The organism is Pseudomonas sp. B392_1p (genome assembly GCF_052245235.1).
Taxonomy (GTDB): Bacteria; Pseudomonadota; Gammaproteobacteria; order Pseudomonadales; family Pseudomonadaceae; genus Serpens; species Serpens gallinarum.
In genome coordinates this window covers 91,169-112,261 of record NZ_JBQPXM010000013.1, presented here as the reverse complement: position 1 = coordinate 112,261, position 21,093 = coordinate 91,169, and the positions used below count along the sequence as shown (strand labels likewise).

The following is a 21,093-nucleotide window of genomic DNA, read 5'->3' as shown; positions in this document are numbered from 1 at the left end:
ACCCGCCGCAACACATAATGGACCACCGTCATTCTGACTCTCTCAGGGCCTGCCATACTCGTGCCGTCTTTACTGGAATGAATGGCGCCGCTATGTCGAAAGGATTGATTCGTACCGGCTGGGTACTGCTGGTCGCGCTCTTGGTCTACAGCCTGATCGGCTTTCTGATTCTGCCGGGCATCGCCCTGCGCATTGCCAATCAGCAACTGGCCCAGTACGCCACGGTGCCGGCCACGCTGGAGCGCCTCGAATTCAATCCCTTTACGCTGACTCTGGATCTACACAACCTGCGGCTGGGGGAAGCCGAGGCACCCCAGGCAGCTTTCGAAGCGCTGCATGTGGACCTGGAATGGGACAGTCTGTGGCAGCGAACCCTGCACCTGGCTGACGTGCGCCTGCTGCGCCCCCACAGCGAAATCCTGTTTGCCAAGGACGGCAGCCTGAACCTGGCCCAGCTGTTTGAGCTACCCACCAGCGAAGCGCCCGAACCCGCCGAGACTGAACCCAGCGAACCCTTCCCTCTGCGCATCGACCGCCTGCTGCTGGAGCGCGGCCTGGTGCATTTCCAGGACCAACGCCCCAGCGAGCCCATCGACTTCGTCTACGATCCGCTCGACTTCGAGCTGCATAACCTGGCCACCCGTGTCGATGGCGATGCCGACGCCAGCCTCTCGGCGAGTGGGCCGGATGGCGGGAACATCGCCTGGCAGGGCCGCTTCGACCTGTCACCCTTTACCTCCGAGGGTCGCTTTCAAGTGACCGATCTCACGCTGAAGACCTTCTGGCCTTATGTGCAGGACATGCTGCCCCTGCATCTGCAGCAGGGCGCGCTCAATCTGCACAGCGATTACCGCCTCGACCTCAGCGAAACCACCCAACTGCAACTCAGCAATGCCCGTGTGCAACTGGCACCGTTCGCCATTGACGGGCCCGATGGACAGCCCTTGCTGCGCCTGGAAGACCTTGATGCGCAGCAGGTATCACTGGATCTGGCCGAGCAACGTGTAGTCATCGGACAGCTACGCAGCACCCAACTCGAAGCCTGGGCCAGTCGCGAAGCCGACGGTCAGATCAACTGGCAGACGCTACTGGCCGGCGACGAAACGCCTACCAGCGATGACGCAGCCGACAGCGAATCCGGCAAACCCTGGCAGGTGCTGCTCCAGGACGGCCAATTGCGCGGCTATCGGGTGCATCTCACCGATCGGGTTCCGGAGCAGGACGTTGAGCTGCTGGTCGGCCCACTTGATGTGGATGTACAGCAACTCGACAGCCTGGGCCAATCACCTTTCCAACTCCGTCTGGACACGGGCCTGGGCGAACAGGGTCGGTTGCACGCCGAAGGCGAGGTACAACTCAGTCCGGTCAGCGCCCGACTCAAGGTCAATACCCAGGACATCGACCTGCGCCTGGCTCAGGCCTACCTGAGCCCGTTCGTGCGCCTGGAATTGCGCAGCGGGCAGTTGGCCAGCGAACTGGACGTGCGTCTGGACAGCATCGAGCCGTTAGCGATGCAAATCACCGGCAATGCCGAGGTTGATCAGTTGCATACCCTGGATACCCTCAAGGAACGCGACTTCGTCAAATGGCAGCGCCTGCAGCTCCAAGGCCTCGACTACCGCCACGGCGACAGCCTGAACATTGCCAGCATTGATCTAAACGAGCCTTACGCGCGCTTCATCATTTACGAGGACCTGACCACCAACGTCGCCGAACTGATCGTCGAACAGCCAGCCGACCCGGCAGCGACTCCTGCAAGCGATACCGATGCGCCACCGCTGGGCATCCAGATCGGCGCCATCGTCATTCACAGCGGCTCGGCCAACTTCGCCGACTTCAGCCTGCAGCCCAACTTCGCCACCGCCATCCAAGAGCTCAACGGCACCGTCGGCACCCTGGACAACCGCGCCCAACAGCCGGCGGCGGTGAATATCACCGGCAAAGTGGACCGCTACGCGCCGGTCAGCATCACCGGTCGCTTGACGCCCTTCGATCCGTTGCACAGCCTGGACATCGCCACTTCGTTCAAGAACGTCGAGCTGACCACTCTGACGCCCTACTCGGGTAAATTCGCCGGCTATCGCATCCGCAAGGGGCGCCTCAATCTCGACCTGCACTACCGCATCGAGCAAGGCAGGCTCAATGCCGAAAATCATGTGCTGCTCGAGAACCTGCAGCTCGGCGAGCGCGTCGACAGCCCGAGCGCCGTTGACTTACCGGTACGCCTGGCCGTCGCGCTGCTCAAGGACACCCAAGGGAATATCGACATCGCCCTGCCCATTCAGGGCGACCTGAACAATCCCGAATTCAGTGTCATGCCCATCATCTGGCAGACCTTGCGCAACCTGGTGCTGCGCGCCGTGCAAGCGCCCTTCAAATTCATTGCCGGATTGGTGAGCGGGGGTGACGATGACGATCTCAGCCAAATCAGCTTTGCCGCCGGCAGCAGCGAACTCGACAGCCGTGCTCGCCAACGTCTCGACGCCCTGGCGGCCGCCCTCAAACAGCGCCCCGCATTGCGCCTCGAAATCGAAGGCAGCAGCGCGGCAGCCAGTGACGGGCCACTGCTGGCCGAACGCCGTTTGCAGCGCGAGTACCAGGACCTGCTCTACAAGAGCCTGCAACGCCGCGGCAAGAACGTCCCGGACGACCCTACCCAGCTGGAAGTAGACGAAGACACCCAGTCCGCCCTGCTGGGTGCCATCTACCGCAGCCGCCTGCAACGGCAACCGCCCGCCGAATGGCAGGAACTCGACGACCAGGAACGCGCTGAGCGCATGCGTCAGGAAGTCCTCGCCTCCTGGGCCGACAACCCGGCTCAGCTGCGCCGTCTGAGCCAACAGCGCGCGGCCAGCATCAAGGATTATCTGGTCGATCAGGGCGGTCTGGAGGATCGCCGGGTATACCTGCTCGATACCGTCGTTGGCGAAGCGCAGGAAACAGGAGAGGTGGCCACGCTGATGCACCTGGACAGTGAATGACATCATGACTCGCCTGGTGGTCGCTGCCGTATGCATGCTGCTTTTCAATAGCCCGCTCCAGGCAGCATCCACTTACCGCTGCGGCAGCCGCCTGGTCAGCCTGGATGACAGCGCCTTCGAAGTCCTGAACACATGCGGGGAGCCTGCCAGCCGACAAAGCATCGGTTACAAACTGCAGGCTGATGACTATGGCTGGCGCCAGGAGGTGTCGGTCGAGGAATGGATCTACGGGCCCAAAAACGGCATGTATCACTACCTGCGCTTCGAGGGAAATCGCTTGCGGCAAATCGACAGCAAACGTGGAAATTAGCGCGAGCCAGTTGCAGATGCCGACGCAGCTCAATCACACCGTGTGAGAAAATCCCCGCACTATGGCGGCAGCACTTTCCAAGCAGGTATGCACATGTCCCTCACTCAACAACCCCAATTCGGCGTCGGCGACGCCTCGTTTCAGGCGGCCGGCGCAGAGGCGGGTATCCGTCGTCTGGTAGCGGATTTTTATCGGATCATGGATCAGAAAAGCGCTGCGGCCTGTGTGCGCAACCTGTACCCCGAAGACTTGAGCCTGGCTCGCGACAAGCTGGCCACGTTCCTGACCGGCTGGTTGGGCGGGCCACGTCGTTACGCCGAGCGTTTCGGGCCGATCAGCATTCCGCAGTTTCACACGCGCTGGAATATTACGCAGACGGAGCGCGATGCCTGGCTGGCGTGCATGCAGGACGCCATCGCCTTACAGCCTTATTCAGCGACAGTTGCCGACTACCTGTTGGCCCAGCTACGGATCCCGGCCGAACGGGCACATCAGGCAAGCCAGCTGGCACGTGGCTGCCCGATGTCTTGACGCTGAGTTACTTGACCAGCAGTACCGGCACCGGCACTTCGTGAATCACCCGGGTGGCCACCGAGCCCATCAGCATGCCGGTGAAGCTGCCCAGGCCACGCGTGCCCATGACGACGGTGTCACAGCCCAGCTTCTTGGCAGCCAGACCAATCTGCTCGGGGATATTGCCCAGCGCCGTATGGGTTTGGTAGGTGATGCCGGCTGCTGCAAGCTGGGCCGCTGGCCACTCGAGAATCTTGTTGGCTTCGGCGCGTATCGAGTTTCCCACTTGTTCGATGATGTCGCCGGTCATGTATTCGCCGTACACCATGGGCTCGTGCTGCACGTTAATCAGATGCAACTCCAGGGTCGCATTGTATTCACGAGCGAAGTCTATGACGTACTGCAGCGCTCGCTTGGAACTGTCAGAGCCATCGAAGGCCAATAATACAGTGCGCATTGTGTTTCTCCTGTCTGAACTTACCCAAGCATAGCGCAGGGCAGAATCAGCCCAGAACCCCCGTGCTAGACTGCAGGGTGAGTCATTTTGACTCGTCTGCTTCACCAAGGATGGTTCATCGCCCTCGGAGGTGCTTATGAACCGCCATTACTACATCAGCAATAATCTGGATGATCTGGAACAGATCGAGCGTGAGCTCGAAGCCAGCGGCATCGCCACCGAACAGATTCATGTGCTGAGCGAGCAGGATGCGGCACTGGAACGTCATCACGTGCACAGCGTGCCCTCGGTGTTGAAAACCGATGTGGTCAATTCCGGTCGCCGGGGCCTGTACATCGGCTTGGCACTGGCCATTCTGGTGTTGCTGGTTGCTTACTTCAGCGGTTGGACGGACAGCCCGGCCGGCTGGGTTCCGTTCATTTTCCTGGCCTTGATCCTGCTTGGCTTCAGTACCTGGGAAGGCGGCCTGTTTGGCATTCAGACGCCCAACCAGTATTTCCGCCAACTACAGGATCGCTTACGCGCAGGCGATCACGTCTTTTTCGTGGATGTCGAACCCTCCCAGGAGCCAGTGCTGGAGCGGATCATCCAGCAGCATCCGTACATGCAGCAGGCCGGAGTCGGCCAGGCCCGCCCGTACTGGATAATCGCCGGCCAGCAAACCTGGAACCGTTTCAGAAAGATGATCTGAGCATTGGGTGCATCGACGGCTGGTTCACACGCCCCGGAGCCTGGCGTCCGGGCTGTATACTGCGCGGCCAAATTTCCCCCAGAGTGCCACCGAATGACCCACAACGACGTCCTGCGCAGTCTGCGTTACCTGCTCGACATCAGCGATGCCGAGCTGCAAAAGATCGCACAACTGGCCGGTTATCCGATTAATGAGTCGGATATCAGCGCTTACCTGCAGCACGAAGAAGACGAGGGTTATCAACCCTGCCCCGATTTGACCCTGGCTCATGTGCTCAATGGCCTGGTGATCTTCAAGCGCGGCCAGCGCCCGGACGCGCCTGTCGCCGAGGTGGAAACTCCGGTCTCCAACAATCAGGTTCTCAAGAAACTGCGCGTCGCCTTTGAACTCAAGGATGAAGACATCCATGCCATGCTCGTCTCCGTTGGCTTGCCGATGGGCAAAGCCGAACTCAGCGCCCTGTTTCGCAAGCCCGGCCATAAAAACTATCGGCCCTGTGGTGATCAGGTACTGCGCAATTTCCTCAAGGGTCTGACCCAGCGCCAACGCGGCTGAGCGTATTGACTGAGGCGAATGTCCGACGTCAACTACACGCCTCTTCTTCACATCGTCGAGCAGGACTCGCCATGAGCAACAAATCGAGCATTCCCTACAGCCAGCGTGAACAGGGTTATCGGGAAAAGGCACTGAAAATGTACCCCTGGGTCTGCGGTCGCTGCGCGCGGGAATTTTCCGGCAAGCGGTTGAGCGAGCTGACCGTGCATCACAAGGATCACAATCACGACAATAATCCCGAGGACGGCTCGAATTGGGAGCTGCTGTGCCTGTTCTGCCACGACAATGAACACTCCCGCTACACCGACAATCAGTATTTCGCCGAAGCCACACCCGGTGGCCAGGGACCCAAGGAAACCTTCAAGGGGCTGGCGGGCCTGGCTGACCTGCTTAAAAGCAAACAGCAATAACCAGGCGTTGATACCGCATAGCGGTCAGCACAGCCAAGCCGTGTGAATGCTGCTACGTTTTGGGCGATCGCCCTGAATGATGCGAGTCGCTCCGCCCGCAAAGCGGAGCGATCATCCGGTCCAGCGCATTGGACAGGCGGGCCGGAGAGTCCTTCTTGGCGTCTGACTAACGGCTCCATTACTGCCTCTTCGCACGGCTTTCAAGCCATTCCGTCGCACACCTACAACCTGAGCTAGCGACGAACTATTCTTGAATGGAACGTTTTACAGGCTCATGCGGCCTGGGGAGGAAGGGTGACCGGGACGCCGGCTGCCGAAATGCACATGTTGACTCTTAATTTTCCAGAGGAAACAGGCCATGAAAAGTCACGACTCTCGCAAGCAAGCGAAGAAAAAACCGCTGAAGAATGCCAAGGAAAAACGCCTGGCCAAACACGCCAAGAAAACCGACACCAGCCTGCTAGGCAGTCACGGCGCAATGCCGTAAGGCATCATCAGCAACCCTCGCCCGATTAAGAGCGAGGGTTTTTATACCTGATCCGTTCCCTCCTGAACTAGCCGGCGCGCAACCTCCCGAACCACCGCGCACCAAACACATTGATCAGCAACCCCGCCATGACCAATACCGCGCCCACCCATTGCAGCGGCGCCAATCTTTCCCCAAGGAGCAGTGCCGAAGAGCCGATCCCCACCACCGGCACCAGCAGCGAGAAGGGTGCGACTTGAGTGGCCGGGTAGCGCGCCAGCAAACGCCCCCAGAGTCCATAACCCAGCATGGTGGCGACAAACGCCAGATAGGCGATGGCCAACAGCGAATCCAGACTGATGCCTCGTAGGGCTTGCTCCATGACGGCCGGCCCCTCCAGCCAGGCGGATAAGGCCAAAAACGGCACGGGCGGCACCAACGCTCCCCAGATCACCAGCCCAAGAATATCCACCCGGCCAATGTGCCGCGTCACCACGTTACCCAGCGCCCACATCGACGCCGCGCACAACGTCAGCAGAAAGCCCGCCAGGGTCATGCCCTCGCCGCCTTGCAGGCCAATCAGCGCCAACCCTGCGGCAGCCAGCAGCAAACCGAACAACGTGACCCGCCGTAGCCGCTCGCCCAGAAACAATCCGGCGAACAGCAGCGTAAAGAATGCCTGCGCCTGTAATACCAGCGACGCCAACCCCGCCGGCATACCCACCGCCATGGCAGAGAACAAGAAGGCAAACTGGCCCAGCGAAAGGGTCAGGCCGTAGGCCAGCAACCAGCGCCACGGCACCTGTGGACGACGCATGAAGAAAATCGCGGGAAACACCACCAGTAAAAAACGCAAGGCGCCCAGCAGCAGCGGCGGTATGTCCTGCAGACCAACCTTGATCACCACGAAATTCAAGCCCCAGGCAATGATCACCACCAGGGCTAGCAGCAAATCCTTTAACGCCATCGGCGCACTCCGTCTTATGGGTCGGTCCCAGGCAGCAAAGCGACGCAGGTGCCTTAGAATACGGCTCCCAAGTCTCAATCCCGCGCACCATGTCCAACCTCAACATCAGCCAGCTCACCCCCGCCCAACGCCCCTTGCTGGACAAGTTCTACCGTGCCCAGCGCAGCCGCATGCGTACCGGCCAGGCGCAGCAGCTGTGGGTCGCCCGACGCGATGAGATCATCGCCGGGCTGTGCTTGACCCCGGTAGAGAATGGACACTGGCTCACCGGCCTATGGGTGGCCTCCCATGAGCGCGGCCGAGGAGTTGCCTCCCATCTGCTGCAGCGGGTTATCGCCCATACAACCGAGCCGATCTGGCTGTTCTGCCATCCTGATCTGCAGATGTTTTACCAGCGCCTGGGTTTTCACCCCGATACGTCTCTTCCCTTCCCTCTGGCCGAGCGACTGAAGCGCTACCAGCAATGTAAACCCCTGCTATCCCTGAGTCGTCTGGCTGACAAAATTTATCCCGCGAACATTTGAGCAAAGCCGTGCTCCCAACCGATCGGCTAGCGGCCTGGAAACCGCGACGCAGAGCCAGTCAAGGCTTCACTCGATTCGCGGCTAAACGGCACAAATCCCGTCTATTTCGCTATTTTTCACGGCATTTTCTCGGTCCTGCCTGGGCAACCAAACCACAAGTCGCTGGCTAATTGTCGCTCCGACGCGTATGGTGGAGCGGCTGTGTTGCATTTTCGGCCCCCAATTGTTCTGCGAATACCCGTTCGCCAACCGCAATCGTTCCTTAATGCAACCGGAGCGCAGACGAAGCGCAACAGCTTCACATGCCGCCCCTCCAGAGGCTTCACAGAAGGCCACCACTTCTTCACTCCCTCGCACATCTCCAACACGCAGGCGGTGAAGTTCACAACTCAATCGGCTAGCACTCAAACCGGCTCTTCGGCCGTTTTCGTGTTTTTTGCCGTTCAGGTGTTCACTTCTTCACTGAGGATCAGCAGACATGTCCACCAGCACACCCGCCAAAGCAGCCGTAAAAGCTCCTACTCGCATCAAAGGCTCCAACCGGACTTCCAAGCCCGCTGCAGCCACTTCCACCAGCGAATCCCTGGATGCCCAGATCGCCGCTTTCCTGAAGTCCGGCGGAGAGATCCAAGAAATCGACAAGGGCGTCAGTGGCCAATCCTGGGCACCCAAGCGCCACATCACCATCGGCAAGAAGTAAGCGGCACCACCGCACTGCTCAAGGCTGGCGAAAACGCACCAGTCTTCTGAGCAGCGGTCGCCCGGCCAGATGCAGGAATAAAGGCGCGCCTGCGATCAGATAGAAGTAGTAGGTCACCGCGCGCCAGATCAGAATCGCTGCCGCCGCGCTGGACTTGCCCACCATAGGCGTCAATAACGCCACCGAGGCCAGTTCAGCGCTGCCGGCGCCGCCCGGCAACAAGCTCAGTTGCCCCGCTCCCAGCGCCAGTACCTGAATCAGAAACGTCCATGCCCAGGGCAGCGTGCTACCCAGCCCTCGCAGCGTCAGGTAAAGCACGCTGTAGCGCAGCAGCCAATGGGCCAGGGTAAGCAGGAACACGGCAAAAAGAATCCGCCGTGGCAAATGCAAGCTGTCACGCAAGGCGTTGCGAAAGCCCAATACCCGGCGCCCCCAGCGCAACCGTCGACGCCAGGACACGCCCAGACGCGCCAGCATATAACCGCTGAAGCGCAGCAGCACGCGGTGATACCAGGCTGCCAGGCCGATGAGCGCCAATCCCCCTCCCAGCAGCACCAAGCTGACTCCCAGCATCCAATCCAGCCGTGAGCTCAACGCGTTGAACAGGCCGAACAGCAAAATACCCACCAGCGCGCAGGCAAATACCAGCAGATCACCCAGTTGCTCCACGGCATAAATCGCCGTGCCTTGTGCAGGGCGCACGCCATGGCGCATCAGCAGCGCCATCAGCGTCAAGGGTCCTCCCGCTCCGGCAGGCGTGGCGCAAATGGCAAATTCGGTGGCCATCACCACACCCAGTGCCCGGCCCTGCCCCAGCCGGCGCCAGCCCAGCAAGAGGCGCAAGCGCAACGCATTGAGATTCCAGCACAGCACGATCATGCCCAGCATGGTCAGCAACAGACCTGGCGGAAAAGCTCGCAAGCGTTGCCACAGCTCTCCTCCGCCAAGCAACAGGGGAATCAGGGCGGCGGCCAGCAGCGCGCATAGCAATAGCCACAATCCGCGGCTCATGAAGCACCATGCCCGCCCGCCTGCCGTTCGATCCATTCCCGCTTGGTCAATGGCACCCGCCCCTCATCCAGCAAGCGCCGTATCACGGCCAGCCAATAATCACGGCTGGCCGGCTGGCGCAAATCCTGCGGATGCAGCCCCAAGCGCAGCACAGGCGAACACCTGTGGCGTCGCAACAGACGTTCGCAATAGCCTTTGGAAAGCCGGCGCCGCCACGCGCTGCGGCTGCTCATCACCAGGCCTGGAGCGACCAGCGGCCGGTGTTCGGGCAGCAAATACAGATGCCGAGCATCGCTGGTGTAGCGTAAACCCGTACGACTCAACGCCTGACGCGTGCCGCTGCTCATCAGCCAACCGGGGGCCACAAAGCCCTGCAGCGGCCAACCAGAAAGGCGAAACGCCTCGATACCAGCCTCCAGCCGCGAGTACGCCTGGGCCTCGTCGAGCCGGTAGAACTCCCCTTCGTGGGTATACACCCGGCGTATGAACCATTCCCTGGGCGTACGCGGCGGTGGTTGATCGTCGCAATGAAACAAGCCATGCAGCACCAGTTCATCACCCAACGCCAGGCGTTGATCGAGCCGCTGGCGGAACCCGCCGTATTCCTGCAAAGGCTGGCAATGATGAAAGTCGGGCACCACCAGCCAGGTCAGCGACACGTTCCAGGCATCCAGCGTAGCGAGCAGCGGTTGATAATCCGCCCAGGTTTGCGGCGCCACATCGTGCAGGACTGCCAGGAAATAACGCTCAGCCATGCACCACCGCCTCGAACTCGGTCGAGCCCAGCACCGCATGATAATGGGCGAGCAATCCGGCAATCACCGCATCCCAGGCATGCTGGGCCTCGACATGCTGGCGCGCCTGCTCGCCAATCAGCCGCGCATCGTCTTCGAACAGCTCACGCACCGCAGTAGCCATGGCTTTCCCGTCGTTGGGCCGACACAACCGCCCGCAATGGCTCGGAATGATTTCCGCCAGCGCACCGGCGCGTACGGCCACCACTGGTATCCCGCTGGCCATGGCTTCCAGCACGACCAGGCCGAAGGTTTCCTGATCGCCGGCATGCAGCAAGGCGTCACTGCTCGCCATCAGCCGCGCCACTTCGCCCAGCGGGCAGAAATGATTGATGACCGACACGTTATGCGGAACGCGGGTGGGCATGTCCGAGCCCACCAACAACAGGTGATAGCCCTTGCCCAGGTGCTGTACACACTCCAACAGGACCGGCAGGTTCTTTTCCCGCGAACCGCGCCCGGCGAAAACCAACAGCCGGACCGACTCCTCCAGCCCCAGCTGGCGCTTGAGGTCGGTATCACGCAACTCAGGCCGGAAGGCATCCAGGTCCACGCCCAACGGCTGCACATAGACATTGCGCACCCCCAGCCGGCACAGCTTGTCGGCCATGACCCGGCTTGGCGCCAGCACCCGGTCAAAATTGCCGTACAGCCGAGCGACATAGGCATCCAGATTGGTGTCCAGCCAGGAGCCGATGCGGTTGCGCACCAGCAGCGGCAGGTCGGAGTGATAAAAACCTATCACCGGCACATCCTGACGTCGGCCGGCATCCAGGGCTGCCCAAGCGGTCAGGTAAGGGTCGCCCACTTCGATCACATCAGGCTGCAGAGCGCGCAGTACATTGCGCCAAGGTGTGCGGCGGATGGGAAAGCGGTACCCCTTGGCAAACGGCAGCGGCGGCGTGGGGATTTGATAAATCCCATCGTGCTGCCGATAGACATTGCCCGGGATCAGCAGGCTGTGCTGTACACCGGGATACTGACGCAGCCGTCTATGTTTGGCATCCAGATAGGTGCGCACTCCGCCGCTGGCCGGCGCATAGAACATGGTCATATCAGCGATATGCACAGCTTCCTCCGTTCGGCTGCGGGCCGGATTGCGACAGGTTCATTCAAGCTGCCGACCCGCCACACATGGACCGTTACAGAAAAAAGTCGTTCGCTAAGGGCCTGTCACCATTTCATCGCGACGAAACGGGACCAGCCACTAGCAGCGTAGCCCTGATTACGCGGCCATCCGCCCCGCGCGCTGTCATGCAGGTGTCATCCAACCGTAACCGCCTCGCCACCCTGTGTGCCTAGCATCGGCCTTGCCAACCAGGTCGACCGGCTACAGCCGGCAGAGGAGCAGCAACATGACTTGCATCGCCCGTCGTGCGGTTTCCACCCCCAGTCGTCTGCAGGCCGAGCGCCTGATCGGCGAGCAGGCCCTGCGTGACGCACAAGCCCTGCGCTTTCGCGTGTTCAGCCACGAATTCGGCGCCCAACTCCAGGGCGGAGAACAGGGTCTGGATCAAGACGATTACGATCCCCACTGTCAGCACATCGGCGTGCGCGACCATGAAACCGGGGAACTGGTCGCCACCACCCGCCTGTTGGATCATCACGCCGCCCAGCGTCTGGGGCGTTTTTACAGTGAAGATGAATTTCGTCTGCACGGCCTGAGCGCGCTCGAAGGCCCGCTGCTGGAAATCGGCCGCACCTGCGTGGATGCCCGTTACCGCAACGGCGCCACCATCGGCGTGCTCTGGGGCGAACTGGCGGACGTCCTCAACCAGGGCGACTACCGCTACCTGATGGGCTGCGCCAGCATTCCCATGCGCGACGGCGGCGTGCAGGCCCAGGCCGTGATGCAACGCCTGCGCGAACGCTACCTGTGTACGGAAAACCTGCATGCGGAACCGAAAACGCCGCTGCCCACGCTGAACCTGCCGGATAACGTGATTGCCGAGCTGCCACCGCTGCTCAAGGCCTACATGCGCCTGGGGGCAAAAATCTGCGGTGAGCCCTGCTGGGATGCCGACTTCCAGGTCGCTGACGTGTTCATCCTGCTCAAGCGAGAAGACCTGTGCCCGCGCTATGCCCGCCACTTCAAGGCGGCCGTGTGACGGCGCTGCGCTATCCGGCGCGGCTGCTGCGCTTACTGCTGGTGATCGGCCTCGGTGCGCTGCTGGCCGCTGCGGTGGCGCTTTCAACCCGCCTAGGCACTGGCCCGCGCGCGGCGCGGCGCCAACGTCTGACGCACTGGTTTCACGGGCGGCTGGCCGCTGCCCTGCCGTTTCGCGTCACGGTGCATGGCAAGCTGCCCGATACGCCCATGCTGTGGATCGGCAACCACGTGTCCTGGACCGACATCCCGCTGCTCGGTCAACTGATGCCCCTGGCCTTCCTGGCCAAGGCCGAGGTGCGCCGCTGGCCGCTGGCCGGCTGGCTGGCGTTGCAAGGCAGCACGCTGTTCATCCGCCGCGGCGCCAGCGACAGCAAGCGGGTCGCTGGGCAGCTGGCCGAACGCCTGCGCCAGTCAGATTCGGTGATGCTATTTCCCGAAGGCACCAGTACCGACGGTACCGCCGTGCGTACCTTCCATGGCCGACTGCTGTCCGGCGCGATCGACGCGGGTGTTGCCATTCAACCCGTGGCGATCCGCTATCGACGCCTGGGAGAAACAGACCCCATCGCCCCGTTCATCGGCGACGACGATCTGCTCAGCCATTTGCGCCGCTTGCTGCGCAACGAGGTGGCCGACGTGGATATTTTTCTGTTGGCGCCGCTGGAATCGCAGGGGCGCAGCCGCAACGAACTGGCCCGCCAGGCGCAGGCGGCGGTGGAACACGCGTTATTCGGTACCGCCGAGAGCCTCAAGCACGCCGCCGGACTCGACCTGGTTTAGCGGGGCCCACTGTAGGGTGGACAACGTTTTCCCTGTGTGAAAAGCGACATCCACCCTACGGATTTAGGAATTGAGCTCACGCTCAGCAAAGGCCATCAACTCCGGATAAAACGCCCGGAAATCCTTGCACAGCGGTTCATACAGGCGCTCCAGCTCCAGCTCGGCGTCGTCGAGCAATGCGGGCCGGGACAAGCGTCGGCGCATGCTGGCAACGACCCGCTCCAGCACGCTGAAGTCGCGGTAACTGCCCAGCCAGTCCTGCGCAGCCATGCGCGGCGCAATCTGCGCCAGGTGCCCTGGCAGATGCGCCTCATCGGCCAGCACCTGATAAACCCGCGTGGTGAAGGCCGGCAGCGGCTCGCTGGCGTAGTCCTCCCAGGCATTGGCCAGGCAATGATCGAAAAACAGGTCGAGTAGAATGCCCGAGGTGCGCCGCCGCGCAGCCGGGAAGCGCATCCGGGCCTCAAAAATCAGCGGATGGCTGTCGGTAAACATGTCGATGCGTCGATGCAGGCGGATCGCCGCTTCGATGTCCGCGGAATAACGACCTTCCAGCCGGCCTTTGACGAAATCGCCGTACAGGCTGCCGAGCAGTTGCGCCGGCGCCGGCCCGCCCAGGTGCAGATGTGCCAAGTAGTTCATGGTTCGCAGCTTATTCCATTGGCGCGGCTTCGGCACGCCGACAGTCTCCTGGAATCTGCAATTCAGCCCTGCTAAAGATCGGTACGAGTCTTGGTGATGAATAGCAAAGATGGACTCGCCTCAACCATTCCTCCTCAACTCCGGAGCCGTCCATGCCCCGTCTGACCCCTGAAGGCTTGCACATCCGCCCGCGCCAGCCGGATTTTGACCTGCCCAGCCCATTGCCGCGTCATTGGCACAGTGGGGATGCATTTAAGAGTCACTTTTTCAATGCCATGTCGGTGCTGTTCCCCGATGGCGAACGTTTTTTCATCGACTCCGTGCGGCTGTTTCGCGACCAGATCGAAGACCCTGAATTGCGTGAAGAGATACGCGGCTTTATCGGCCAGGAAGGCCATCACAGCCGTGAGCATCAGGACTACAACCAACGCCTGCGCGATCTGGGCTACAACATCGATTACCTGGAGCGCGGCTTGCAGCGACGCCTCGCATTCGTCAAACGGCATCTGTCACCCGAACTGCAATTGGCCGCCACCTGTGCGGTGGAACACCTGACCGCCATCCTGGCCAACGCCCTGCTTAGCAATCCCGCCTGGATGGATGGCGCCGATCCGCGCCTGGCCCGCCTGTGGCGCTGGCACGCACTGGAGGAAACCGAGCACAAGGCGGTGGCCTTCGATGTGTACCAACAGGTGTGTGGCAGTCCCTGGCTGCGCCGGCGGGCCATGGTGCAGAGCACCCTCTTCTTCACCTGGGACACCCTCAAAGGGATGCGGCATATGCTCAAGCGCGACGGCTTGCTGTGGAACTGGCGCGTCTGGCGCGACGGTCTGGTCTGGCTGTGGGGCAGCCGCGGCATCTTCCGCCCGCTGGTACGCGACTACCTGGATTTCTATCGCCGCGACTTCCACCCCTGGCAGCATGACAATCGCGTATTGATGGAGCGCTATCAGGTGGAATTTGCCAAGGAAGCGGTCTGACTGAGGCCGACAACTTTCATGTGCACCGTTGTAGGGCTCCTCACCCCTTGCTGGCTGCATAGATAAACGCACTGAGTCGCCGGGCAGCCCATCTTTTTAGCCTGATGCTCCGGCGCTTACTGTTCGCCTTCGTGGTGCCGGCGCGGCCAGACCAGGCTGAACTGCGCGCCGCCCAGCGCGCTGCGGCCAATCAGTGCGCGCCCGCGGTGCCAGTAGATGATGCGACGCACGATGGACAACCCCAGGCCATGCCCACCCGACGCGCGCGTGCGGCTGTCATCCAGACGCAGGAATGGCGTGGTGAAGATTCGTTCCCAGGCTTCTTCCGGCACACCCGGTCCGTCATCCTCGATATCGATGCGACAACGGTTCATGCCCACAATAAAACTGACGCGCACCCTGGATTCGGCGTGGCGCAGGGCATTACTCACCAGGTTCTGCACCGCGCGGTGCAAGTAACGCGGCTCGGCTTCGACCGTGCTGCCCGAGCCGTCCTGCGCCGGCTGCCATAACCCGCGCTCGATGCGCACGTCGGCACGCAGCGGGGCCAGCTCGTCGATCACCTGGTCGAGCAGCGCCTCCAGCCGGACCTCCTGAAAGTTCAGCGCTGGCGAACCCTGCTCCAGGCGTGCGTAAACCAGCATCTCGTCCACCAACCGGTCGAGCTCTTGAATATCGTGGTCCATACCCGCCAAGTATTTGCCCCGGCTGGTGGCATCTGGCGCCTCGCCGACCATCTCCAGACCAAAACGCAACCGCGCCACCGGCGTGCGCAATTCATGGGACACCGCGCGCACCAGTTCGCGTTGCATCGACAGCAGCCGTTGCAGGTGCTCGGCCATGACGTTGAAGGCCACGGCCAGACGGCCCACCGAATCGGTACCCACCTCCGGAACGCGCGTCTCCAGGCTGCCGGCAGCGATCCGCGTCGCGGCGGCTTCCAGGCCGCGCAAGCGACGCTCCAGTCGACGCACCAGCCAATACAGCGTCAGGCCGATCAGGCTCAGACCCAGCGCCACGAAAAGCACCAACAGGTGCGGCGGATAGGGGTTCATGCGGTACAACGGGCCCAACTCAAGCACCCAGGGCGAAGCCACCATGCTGGCGATCACCCGAATTGACTCGCCCCCCCTGCCCAGCGCCATGACCGTATCGCCCTCAGCGACCCGTCGGCGCTGGTCGGCGTCCATTTCAATACGCTCGATGGGCAGCAGGTTCACCGCGAAGCCGAAATCCTTCTCTGCCTTCAACGCCTCCAGCCGACGCGGCTGCTCGATCATGGGGTAACGCGCCAGTTCATCCATCAGCAAATACAGGGTGGCGCGCGCCAGCTGTTCGCTGACCTGTCCCACGCTGGCGGTGAGCAACAGTTGCTCTGCTCGGCTGACCAGTACGTACACCATCGAAGGCTGCGTGCCGCTCTGCTGGACCAGTACCTGACCGCGCATCAGGCGACCGCGCGAGGGTGCATCCAGCGGCAACTCGGAAAGATGCTGCAAGCGCAGCGGCACACCCAGCATGCGCTCCCATAACGCCGTGGCCCGTTGACGTTCCACAGCATTCATCGACGTCAGGTTGTCGGCCATCAGATGAAAGGTGCCGCTGGCCAAGCGCTCGCGGTAATGATCGACGCGCAAGCCGTTGACCAGTTGCAGGCTGCCCACACCTAGCAAGGCAACCAGCACCAGGGTGGCGAGCATGCCGGCATAAATGCGCAGGAAAATCGAGTTCACGGGCCGTCCATCAATTGGGAAAAAAGCAGCAGCACCTGCGCGCTATTACAGCTCCTCGGCCGCCTCGCGCACAAACAGATAACCCTTGCCGCGAATGGTCTTGATCAGGCGCGGCAACACCGGGTCGTCGCCGATTTTTGGGCGGATACGCGAGATGCGCACGTCGATGGAGCGATCCTGGCCGTCGTATTCGATGCCGCGCAGGGCGTTGAAGATTTCCTCGCGAGACAGGATGCGCCCAGCATTCACCGCCAGCAGCCAGAGCAGGTCGAACTCGGCGCCGGTCAGATCGATCAATTCCTCGCCCAACCAGGCTTCGCGGCGGGCGTTGTCCAGACGCAGGGCGCCGAACCCAAGGCGCTGCGGCGTGCCTTCCACTTCGCCAGCACCTTCCCGACGGCGCAGCAAGGCGCGGATACGCGCCAGCAGCACCAGCGGGCGCACCGGTTTGCACACATAATCGTCGGCGCCGGACTCCAACCCCTGCACCTGGTCCGTGTCGTCCGTACGCGCCGTAAGCATCAGGATCGGCCCCGCGTATGCCGGGCGCACCTGCTTGCAGATCGACAGCCCGTCCACGCCGGGCAGCATCAGGTCGAGAATCACCAGATCGGGGCGCTCATCCATGATGCGCGCCGCCGCCCGGGCGCCGTCAGACTCGATATCCACCCGTAGGCGGTGGGCGACCAGGTAATCACGGGTGAGCTCGGCCAGGCGCAAGTCATCCTCGACGATCAAGATTCGCCAGCAGTCCTGTTCCATGCGCCGCCCTCCCTATCGATACAGCCCGAAAAAGGCCGGCATTGTAGCAATCTGCCCACGTCTGCACAGGCCATGCCATTTAAACACAACATATAGTGTTTTGCTCCGACGACAAAAAAACTCTGCTGCCAAGGTCGCAAAATGACAAAAACAGCAAAGATCGCCCAGACGCCCGCTACAGCCGGTTACGCAAAGCTAACCCACAGACTTATCCACAGATGGCCACTACCCGCTATCTTGCCACGCCCGTACGCAATCAATATCCTGTATCTGATTCAGCAATGACCCCTACATATTGTGTTCAGATGAACCAGTAGGCACTAAAGGACTCTAACCGGACGAGACCGAAAAACGCTCGACCGACTAGCTCAAACACCTTGTTTCTGCAACCCCTGACGGACTGATTGAAGACCGGACTGAGGTTGCTTCGGATGCTCCCCCCGACAGCGGGTCGCAGCAGCGAAGCAACCTCAGCAACCACTAGGGGTTGTGTTGGAGGTTTTCCTCCAGCGGACTGGGCGCCAGGAAGGCATTTTGATGTAGGCCAGACCCGTTCCGAATTACCCATGCCCACGCCGGCGCAGTTCGCAGGCGTGCGCGTTTTGTTTTAGCAGTAAGACGTGAGGCGTCCCAATCAACGGATGCCGACCATTGGAGACGCGGAGATCCCCATGCAAACCGATACCACTCGCGAGACACAGGCCAATGTGCAGCCTGTCGAAACCCGCCAGGACCTGAGCGCCACCGCGCCGGGTCAGCTGCGCGTGATCAAGCGCAACGGCACCGTGGTGCCCTACACCGATGACAAGATCACCGTAGCCATCACCAAGGCGTTTCTCGCAGTGGAAGGCGGCCAGGCGGCCGCTTCTTCGCGCATCCATGAGACTGTGCGCCACCTGACCGAGCAGGTCACCGCCACCTTCAAGCGTCGCATGCCGTCCGGCGGCACCTTGCATATCGAAGACATCCAGGACCAGGTCGAACTGGCGCTGATGCGTGCCGGCGAGCAGAAAGTCGCCCGCGACTACGTGCTGTACCGCGAATCCCGTGCCCAGGAACGCAAGCGCAGCGCCGAGACCCGCCTGGGCGTTGCCCAACCGCACCCGAGCATCCGCATCACCCTGGCCGATGGCAGCCAGCGTCCGCTGGACCTGGGCCGCCTGCAGACCATCATTCGCGAAGCCTGTGAAGGCCTGGCCGAGGTGGATGGTGCGCTGATCGAACGCGAAACCCTGAAGAACCTCTACGACGGCGTCGCGCAAAAAGACGTCAACACCGCCCTGGTGATGACCGCGCGCACCCTGGTGGAACGCGAGCCGAACTACTCCTACGTCACCGCCCGCCTGCTGCTCGACACCTTGCGCGCCGAAGCGCTGGACTTCCTCGACGTGGCCAAGGCCGCCACCCATCACGAAATGGCCGAGATCTACGCCAAGGCGCTGCCCGCCTACGTGGAAAAGGGCGTGGAATTCGAGCTGCTCGATCCCAAGCTCAAGGGCTATGACCTGGCCAAACTGGGCGCCGCGATCGATCACGAGCGCGACCAGCAGTTCACCTACCTGGGCCTGCAGACCCTCTACGACCGCTACTTCATCCACAAGGACGGCGTGCGTTTCGAATTGCCGCAAGTGTTCTTCATGCGCGTGGCCATGGGCCTGGCGATCGAAGAGCAGAACAAGGAAGCGCGCGCCATCGAGTTCTACAACCTGTTGTCGTCCTTCGACTACATGGCCTCCACGCCGACGCTGTTCAACGCCGGCACCCTGCGCCCGCAGCTCTCCTCCTGCTACCTGACCACCGTGCCGGACGACCTGGGCGGCATCTACAACGCCATTCGCGACAACGCCCTGCTCTCCAAATTCGCCGGCGGCCTGGGCAACGACTGGACCCCGGTGCGCGCATTGGGCGCCTACATCAAGGGCACCAACGGCAAGTCCCAGGGCGTCGTGCCCTTCCTGAAAGTGGTCAACGACACCGCCGTGGCGGTCAACCAGGGCGGCAAGCGCAAGGGCGCGGTGTGTGCCTACCTGGAAACCTGGCACCTGGACATCGAGGAATTCCTCGAACTGCGCAAGAACACCGGTGACGACCGTCGCCGCACCCACGACATGAACACCGCCAACTGGGTGCCCGACCTGTTCATGAAGCGCGTCTTCGACGACGGCTCCTGGACCCTGTTCTCGCCCTCCGACGTGCCCGACCTGCACGACCTGACCGGCAAGGCCTTCGAGGAGCGCTACGAGTACTACGAAGCCCTGGCCACCTACGGCAAGATCAAGCTGCACAAGGTCGTTCAGGCCAAGGACCTGTGGCGCAAGATGCTCTCGATGCTGTTCGAGACCGGCCACCCGTGGATCACCTTCAAGGACCCGTGCAACCTGCGCAGTCCGCAGCAGCACGTGGGCGTGGTCCACAGCTCCAACCTGTGCACCGAGATCACCCTGAACACCAACGCCGACGAAATCGCCGTCTGCAACCTGGGCTCGGTCAACCTGCCGAACCACATCAAGGACGGCAAGCTGGACACCGCCAAGCTGGAACGCACCGTGCGCACCGCGGTCCGCATGCTCGATAACGTTATCGACATCAACTACTACAGCGTGCCGCAGGCGCGTAACTCGAACCTCAAGCACCGTCCGGTGGGCCTGGGCATCATGGGCTTTCAGGATGCGCTGTACCTGCAGCACATCGCCTACGGTTCCGAGGCGGCCATCGAGTTTGCCGACACGTCCATGGAAGCGGTCAGCTACTACGCCATCCAGGCGTCCTGCGACCTGGCCGACGAGCGCGGCGCCTACGAGACCTTCCAGGGTTCGCTGTGGAGCCAGGGCATCCTGCCGCTGGACTCGCAGCAGATCCTCATCGAGGCCCGTGGCCAGAAGTACATCGACGTCGACCTGACCGAGTCCCTGGACTGGGCGCCGGTGCGCGAGCGCGTGAAGAAAGGCATTCGCAACTCGAACATCATGGCCATCGCGCCGACCGCGACCATCGCCAACATCACCGGCGTGTCGCAGTCCATCGAGCCGACCTACCAGAACCTGTACGTGAAATCGAACCTGTCCGGCGAGTTCACCGTGATCAACCCCTACCTGGTGCGCGACCTCAAGGCACGCGGCCTGTGGGACGCGGTGATGATCAACGACCTCAAGTACTACGACGGCTCCGTGCAGCAGATCGAGCGCATCCCACAGGAACTGAAAGACCTGTACGCCACCGCCTTCGAAGTGGAAACCCGCTGGATCGTCGACGCCGCCAGCCGCCGCCAGAAGTGGATCGACCAGGCGCAGTCGCTGAACCTGTACATCGCCGGCGCCTCGGGCAAGAAGCTCGACGTGACCTACCGCATGGCCTGGTACCGTGGCTTGAAAACCACCTACTACCTCCGTGCCCTGGCCGCGACCAGCACCGAGAAATCCACCATCAACACCGGCAAGCTCAACGCCGTATCCAGCGGTGGCAATGACGGCCTCAGCGCCGCACCAGCCCAAACCGCCCCTGTGGCTGCCCCGGCACCCGCACCGGTGCCCAAGGCCTGCGCCATCGACGAGCCCGACTGCGAAGCCTGCCAATAAGTGACTTGCGCTCATCCGGCGACGCCTGCGTTGCCGGGTGCACGGCCTGATCCGTAGGGTGGATGCCGCTTGTTGCATCCACCAATGGGCGCCACCCCGCCGCCCATAAAAATTCGCGCTTTTGCGTACACA

At 61.9% G+C, this 21,093-nt stretch carries 21 protein-coding genes; 13 read left to right on the top strand and 8 right to left on the bottom strand.

Annotated elements, in window-relative coordinates; translation table 11 throughout:
• The first annotated feature begins 92 nt into the window (after positions 1-92).
• The 3 genes from ACTV8E_RS17440 to ACTV8E_RS17430 all read left to right on the top strand — a co-directional run bounded on the left by ACTV8E_RS17440 (position 93) and on the right by ACTV8E_RS17430 (position 3,822).
• The gene (locus ACTV8E_RS17440) at positions 93-2,981 is read left to right on the top strand and encodes a DUF748 domain-containing protein (RefSeq protein WP_443200314.1); all 2,889 of its coding nucleotides are present in this window, start codon (positions 93-95) and stop codon (positions 2,979-2,981) included.
• A 4-nt stretch (positions 2,982-2,985) separates the two neighbouring features.
• Entirely contained in the window at positions 2,986-3,291 is a 306-nt protein-coding gene (locus ACTV8E_RS17435; RefSeq protein WP_251836650.1) for a DUF2845 domain-containing protein, read from the top strand.
• A 93-nt stretch (positions 3,292-3,384) separates the two neighbouring features.
• Positions 3,385-3,822 carry a group II truncated hemoglobin gene (locus ACTV8E_RS17430; RefSeq protein WP_443200313.1) on the top strand — a complete coding sequence of 146 codons (438 nt, stop codon included), beginning with the start codon at positions 3,385-3,387 and terminating at the stop codon, positions 3,820-3,822.
• 7 nt (positions 3,823-3,829) lie between these two features.
• On the opposite strand, the gene ACTV8E_RS17425 is transcribed toward ACTV8E_RS17430, so the two are convergent.
• Positions 3,830-4,261 carry a universal stress protein gene (locus ACTV8E_RS17425; RefSeq protein ID WP_443200312.1) on the bottom strand — a complete coding sequence of 144 codons (432 nt, stop codon included), beginning with the start codon at positions 4,259-4,261 and terminating at the stop codon, positions 3,830-3,832.
• A 136-nt stretch (positions 4,262-4,397) separates the two neighbouring features.
• On the opposite strand from ACTV8E_RS17425, the gene ACTV8E_RS17420 reads away from it, so the two are divergent.
• The 4 genes from ACTV8E_RS17420 to ACTV8E_RS17405 all read left to right on the top strand — a co-directional run bounded on the left by ACTV8E_RS17420 (position 4,398) and on the right by ACTV8E_RS17405 (position 6,404).
• Entirely contained in the window at positions 4,398-4,952 is a 555-nt protein-coding gene (locus tag ACTV8E_RS17420) for a magnesium transporter (protein ID WP_251836613.1), read from the top strand.
• 93 nt (positions 4,953-5,045) lie between these two features.
• Entirely contained in the window at positions 5,046-5,507 is a 462-nt protein-coding gene (locus tag ACTV8E_RS17415; protein ID WP_443200311.1) for a DUF1456 family protein, read from the top strand.
• 71 nt (positions 5,508-5,578) lie between these two features.
• Positions 5,579-5,917, top strand: coding sequence for a YajD family HNH nuclease (locus tag ACTV8E_RS17410; protein ID WP_273535276.1), 339 nt, complete (start codon positions 5,579-5,581; stop codon positions 5,915-5,917).
• Positions 5,918-6,275: 358 nt separating this feature from the next.
• Entirely contained in the window at positions 6,276-6,404 is a 129-nt protein-coding gene (locus ACTV8E_RS17405) for a hypothetical protein (RefSeq protein ID WP_286010301.1), read from the top strand.
• A 67-nt stretch (positions 6,405-6,471) separates the two neighbouring features.
• On the opposite strand, the gene ACTV8E_RS17400 is transcribed toward ACTV8E_RS17405, so the two are convergent.
• Positions 6,472-7,350, bottom strand: coding sequence for an EamA family transporter (locus ACTV8E_RS17400; RefSeq protein WP_251836610.1), 879 nt, complete (start codon positions 7,348-7,350; stop codon positions 6,472-6,474).
• A gap of 89 nt (positions 7,351-7,439) precedes the next feature.
• Between ACTV8E_RS17400 and ACTV8E_RS17395 the strand changes: the two genes are divergently transcribed.
• A complete protein-coding gene (locus ACTV8E_RS17395; RefSeq protein WP_443200310.1) occupies positions 7,440-7,874 on the top strand; it encodes a GNAT family N-acetyltransferase in 435 nt (144 codons plus the stop codon).
• 478 nt (positions 7,875-8,352) lie between these two features.
• Entirely contained in the window at positions 8,353-8,574 is a 222-nt protein-coding gene (locus ACTV8E_RS17390) for a hypothetical protein (protein WP_251836608.1), read from the top strand.
• An 18-nt stretch (positions 8,575-8,592) separates the two neighbouring features.
• Here ACTV8E_RS17390 and ACTV8E_RS17385 read toward each other — a convergent pair whose 3' ends face one another.
• From ACTV8E_RS17385 to ACTV8E_RS17375, 3 genes are read right to left on the bottom strand one after another with little or no spacing between them, the layout of a single operon-like run.
• Entirely contained in the window at positions 8,593-9,585 is a 993-nt protein-coding gene (locus ACTV8E_RS17385) for a lysylphosphatidylglycerol synthase transmembrane domain-containing protein (protein WP_273535273.1), read from the bottom strand.
• Positions 9,582-10,340 (bottom strand): DUF2334 domain-containing protein, encoded by a 759-nt coding sequence (locus tag ACTV8E_RS17380; protein ID WP_251836606.1) that lies wholly within the window; start codon positions 10,338-10,340, stop codon positions 9,582-9,584. Before ACTV8E_RS17380 ends, ACTV8E_RS17385 begins: the two co-directional genes overlap by 4 nt.
• The gene (locus ACTV8E_RS17375; RefSeq protein WP_443200309.1) at positions 10,333-11,448 is read right to left on the bottom strand and encodes a glycosyltransferase family 4 protein; all 1,116 of its coding nucleotides are present in this window, start codon (positions 11,446-11,448) and stop codon (positions 10,333-10,335) included. The genes ACTV8E_RS17380 and ACTV8E_RS17375 overlap by 8 nt, the downstream gene beginning before the upstream one ends.
• 286 nt (positions 11,449-11,734) lie before the next feature.
• Here ACTV8E_RS17375 and olsB point away from each other — a divergent pair, with 286 nt between their 5' ends.
• A complete protein-coding gene (olsB, locus tag ACTV8E_RS17370) occupies positions 11,735-12,487 on the top strand; it encodes an L-ornithine N(alpha)-acyltransferase (RefSeq protein ID WP_443200308.1) in 753 nt (250 codons plus the stop codon).
• Complete coding sequence (locus tag ACTV8E_RS17365) at positions 12,484-13,269, top strand: lysophospholipid acyltransferase family protein (protein WP_443200307.1); 786 nt, start codon at positions 12,484-12,486, stop codon at positions 13,267-13,269. The genes olsB and ACTV8E_RS17365 overlap by 4 nt, the downstream gene beginning before the upstream one ends.
• Positions 13,270-13,332: 63 nt before the next feature.
• Here ACTV8E_RS17365 and ACTV8E_RS17360 read toward each other — a convergent pair whose 3' ends face one another.
• Positions 13,333-13,911 (bottom strand): acyl carrier protein phosphodiesterase, encoded by a 579-nt coding sequence (locus ACTV8E_RS17360; protein WP_443200306.1) that lies wholly within the window; start codon positions 13,909-13,911, stop codon positions 13,333-13,335.
• Positions 13,912-14,063: 152 nt separating this feature from the next.
• Between ACTV8E_RS17360 and ACTV8E_RS17355 the strand changes: the two genes are divergently transcribed.
• Complete coding sequence (locus ACTV8E_RS17355; protein WP_443200305.1) at positions 14,064-14,891, top strand: metal-dependent hydrolase; 828 nt, start codon at positions 14,064-14,066, stop codon at positions 14,889-14,891.
• A 116-nt stretch (positions 14,892-15,007) separates the two neighbouring features.
• Here the strand turns inward: ACTV8E_RS17355 and ACTV8E_RS17350 are convergent, their stop codons facing one another.
• Positions 15,008-16,624 carry an ATP-binding protein gene (locus tag ACTV8E_RS17350; RefSeq protein WP_443200304.1) on the bottom strand — a complete coding sequence of 539 codons (1,617 nt, stop codon included), beginning with the start codon at positions 16,622-16,624 and terminating at the stop codon, positions 15,008-15,010.
• Between the two features lie 45 nt (positions 16,625-16,669).
• Positions 16,670-17,386 (bottom strand): winged helix-turn-helix domain-containing protein, encoded by a 717-nt coding sequence (locus ACTV8E_RS17345; RefSeq protein WP_443200303.1) that lies wholly within the window; start codon positions 17,384-17,386, stop codon positions 16,670-16,672.
• 671 nt (positions 17,387-18,057) lie between these two features.
• Here ACTV8E_RS17345 and ACTV8E_RS17340 point away from each other — a divergent pair.
• Positions 18,058-20,961, top strand: a complete 2,904-nt coding sequence (locus ACTV8E_RS17340) for a ribonucleoside-diphosphate reductase subunit alpha (protein WP_443200302.1) — start codon at positions 18,058-18,060, stop codon at positions 20,959-20,961.
• Positions 20,962-21,093: the final 132 nt, after the last annotated feature.

Bases quoted from the DNA above. Each gene is read 5' to 3' on its own strand.
- ACTV8E_RS17440 (WP_443200314.1), top strand. From the start codon at position 93: ATGTCGAAAGGATTGATTCGTACCGGCTGGGTACTGCTGGTCGCGCTC.
- ACTV8E_RS17435 (WP_251836650.1), top strand. From the start codon at position 2,986: ATGACTCGCCTGGTGGTCGCTGCCGTATGCATGCTGCTTTTCAATAGC.
- ACTV8E_RS17430 (WP_443200313.1), top strand. From the start codon at position 3,385: ATGTCCCTCACTCAACAACCCCAATTCGGCGTCGGCGACGCCTCGTTT.
- ACTV8E_RS17425 (WP_443200312.1), bottom strand. From the start codon at position 4,261: ATGCGCACTGTATTATTGGCCTTCGATGGCTCTGACAGTTCCAAGCGA.
- ACTV8E_RS17420 (WP_251836613.1), top strand. From the start codon at position 4,398: ATGAACCGCCATTACTACATCAGCAATAATCTGGATGATCTGGAACAG.
- ACTV8E_RS17415 (WP_443200311.1), top strand. From the start codon at position 5,046: ATGACCCACAACGACGTCCTGCGCAGTCTGCGTTACCTGCTCGACATC.
- ACTV8E_RS17410 (WP_273535276.1), top strand. From the start codon at position 5,579: ATGAGCAACAAATCGAGCATTCCCTACAGCCAGCGTGAACAGGGTTAT.
- ACTV8E_RS17405 (WP_286010301.1), top strand. From the start codon at position 6,276: ATGAAAAGTCACGACTCTCGCAAGCAAGCGAAGAAAAAACCGCTGAAG.
- ACTV8E_RS17400 (WP_251836610.1), bottom strand. From the start codon at position 7,350: ATGGCGTTAAAGGATTTGCTGCTAGCCCTGGTGGTGATCATTGCCTGG.
- ACTV8E_RS17395 (WP_443200310.1), top strand. From the start codon at position 7,440: ATGTCCAACCTCAACATCAGCCAGCTCACCCCCGCCCAACGCCCCTTG.
- ACTV8E_RS17390 (WP_251836608.1), top strand. From the start codon at position 8,353: ATGTCCACCAGCACACCCGCCAAAGCAGCCGTAAAAGCTCCTACTCGC.
- ACTV8E_RS17385 (WP_273535273.1), bottom strand. From the start codon at position 9,585: ATGAGCCGCGGATTGTGGCTATTGCTATGCGCGCTGCTGGCCGCCGCC.
- ACTV8E_RS17380 (WP_251836606.1), bottom strand. From the start codon at position 10,340: ATGGCTGAGCGTTATTTCCTGGCAGTCCTGCACGATGTGGCGCCGCAA.
- olsB (WP_443200308.1), top strand. From the start codon at position 11,735: ATGACTTGCATCGCCCGTCGTGCGGTTTCCACCCCCAGTCGTCTGCAG.
- ACTV8E_RS17360 (WP_443200306.1), bottom strand. From the start codon at position 13,911: ATGAACTACTTGGCACATCTGCACCTGGGCGGGCCGGCGCCGGCGCAA.
- ACTV8E_RS17355 (WP_443200305.1), top strand. From the start codon at position 14,064: ATGCCCCGTCTGACCCCTGAAGGCTTGCACATCCGCCCGCGCCAGCCG.
- ACTV8E_RS17345 (WP_443200303.1), bottom strand. From the start codon at position 17,386: ATGGAACAGGACTGCTGGCGAATCTTGATCGTCGAGGATGACTTGCGC.
- ACTV8E_RS17340 (WP_443200302.1), top strand. From the start codon at position 18,058: ATGCAAACCGATACCACTCGCGAGACACAGGCCAATGTGCAGCCTGTC.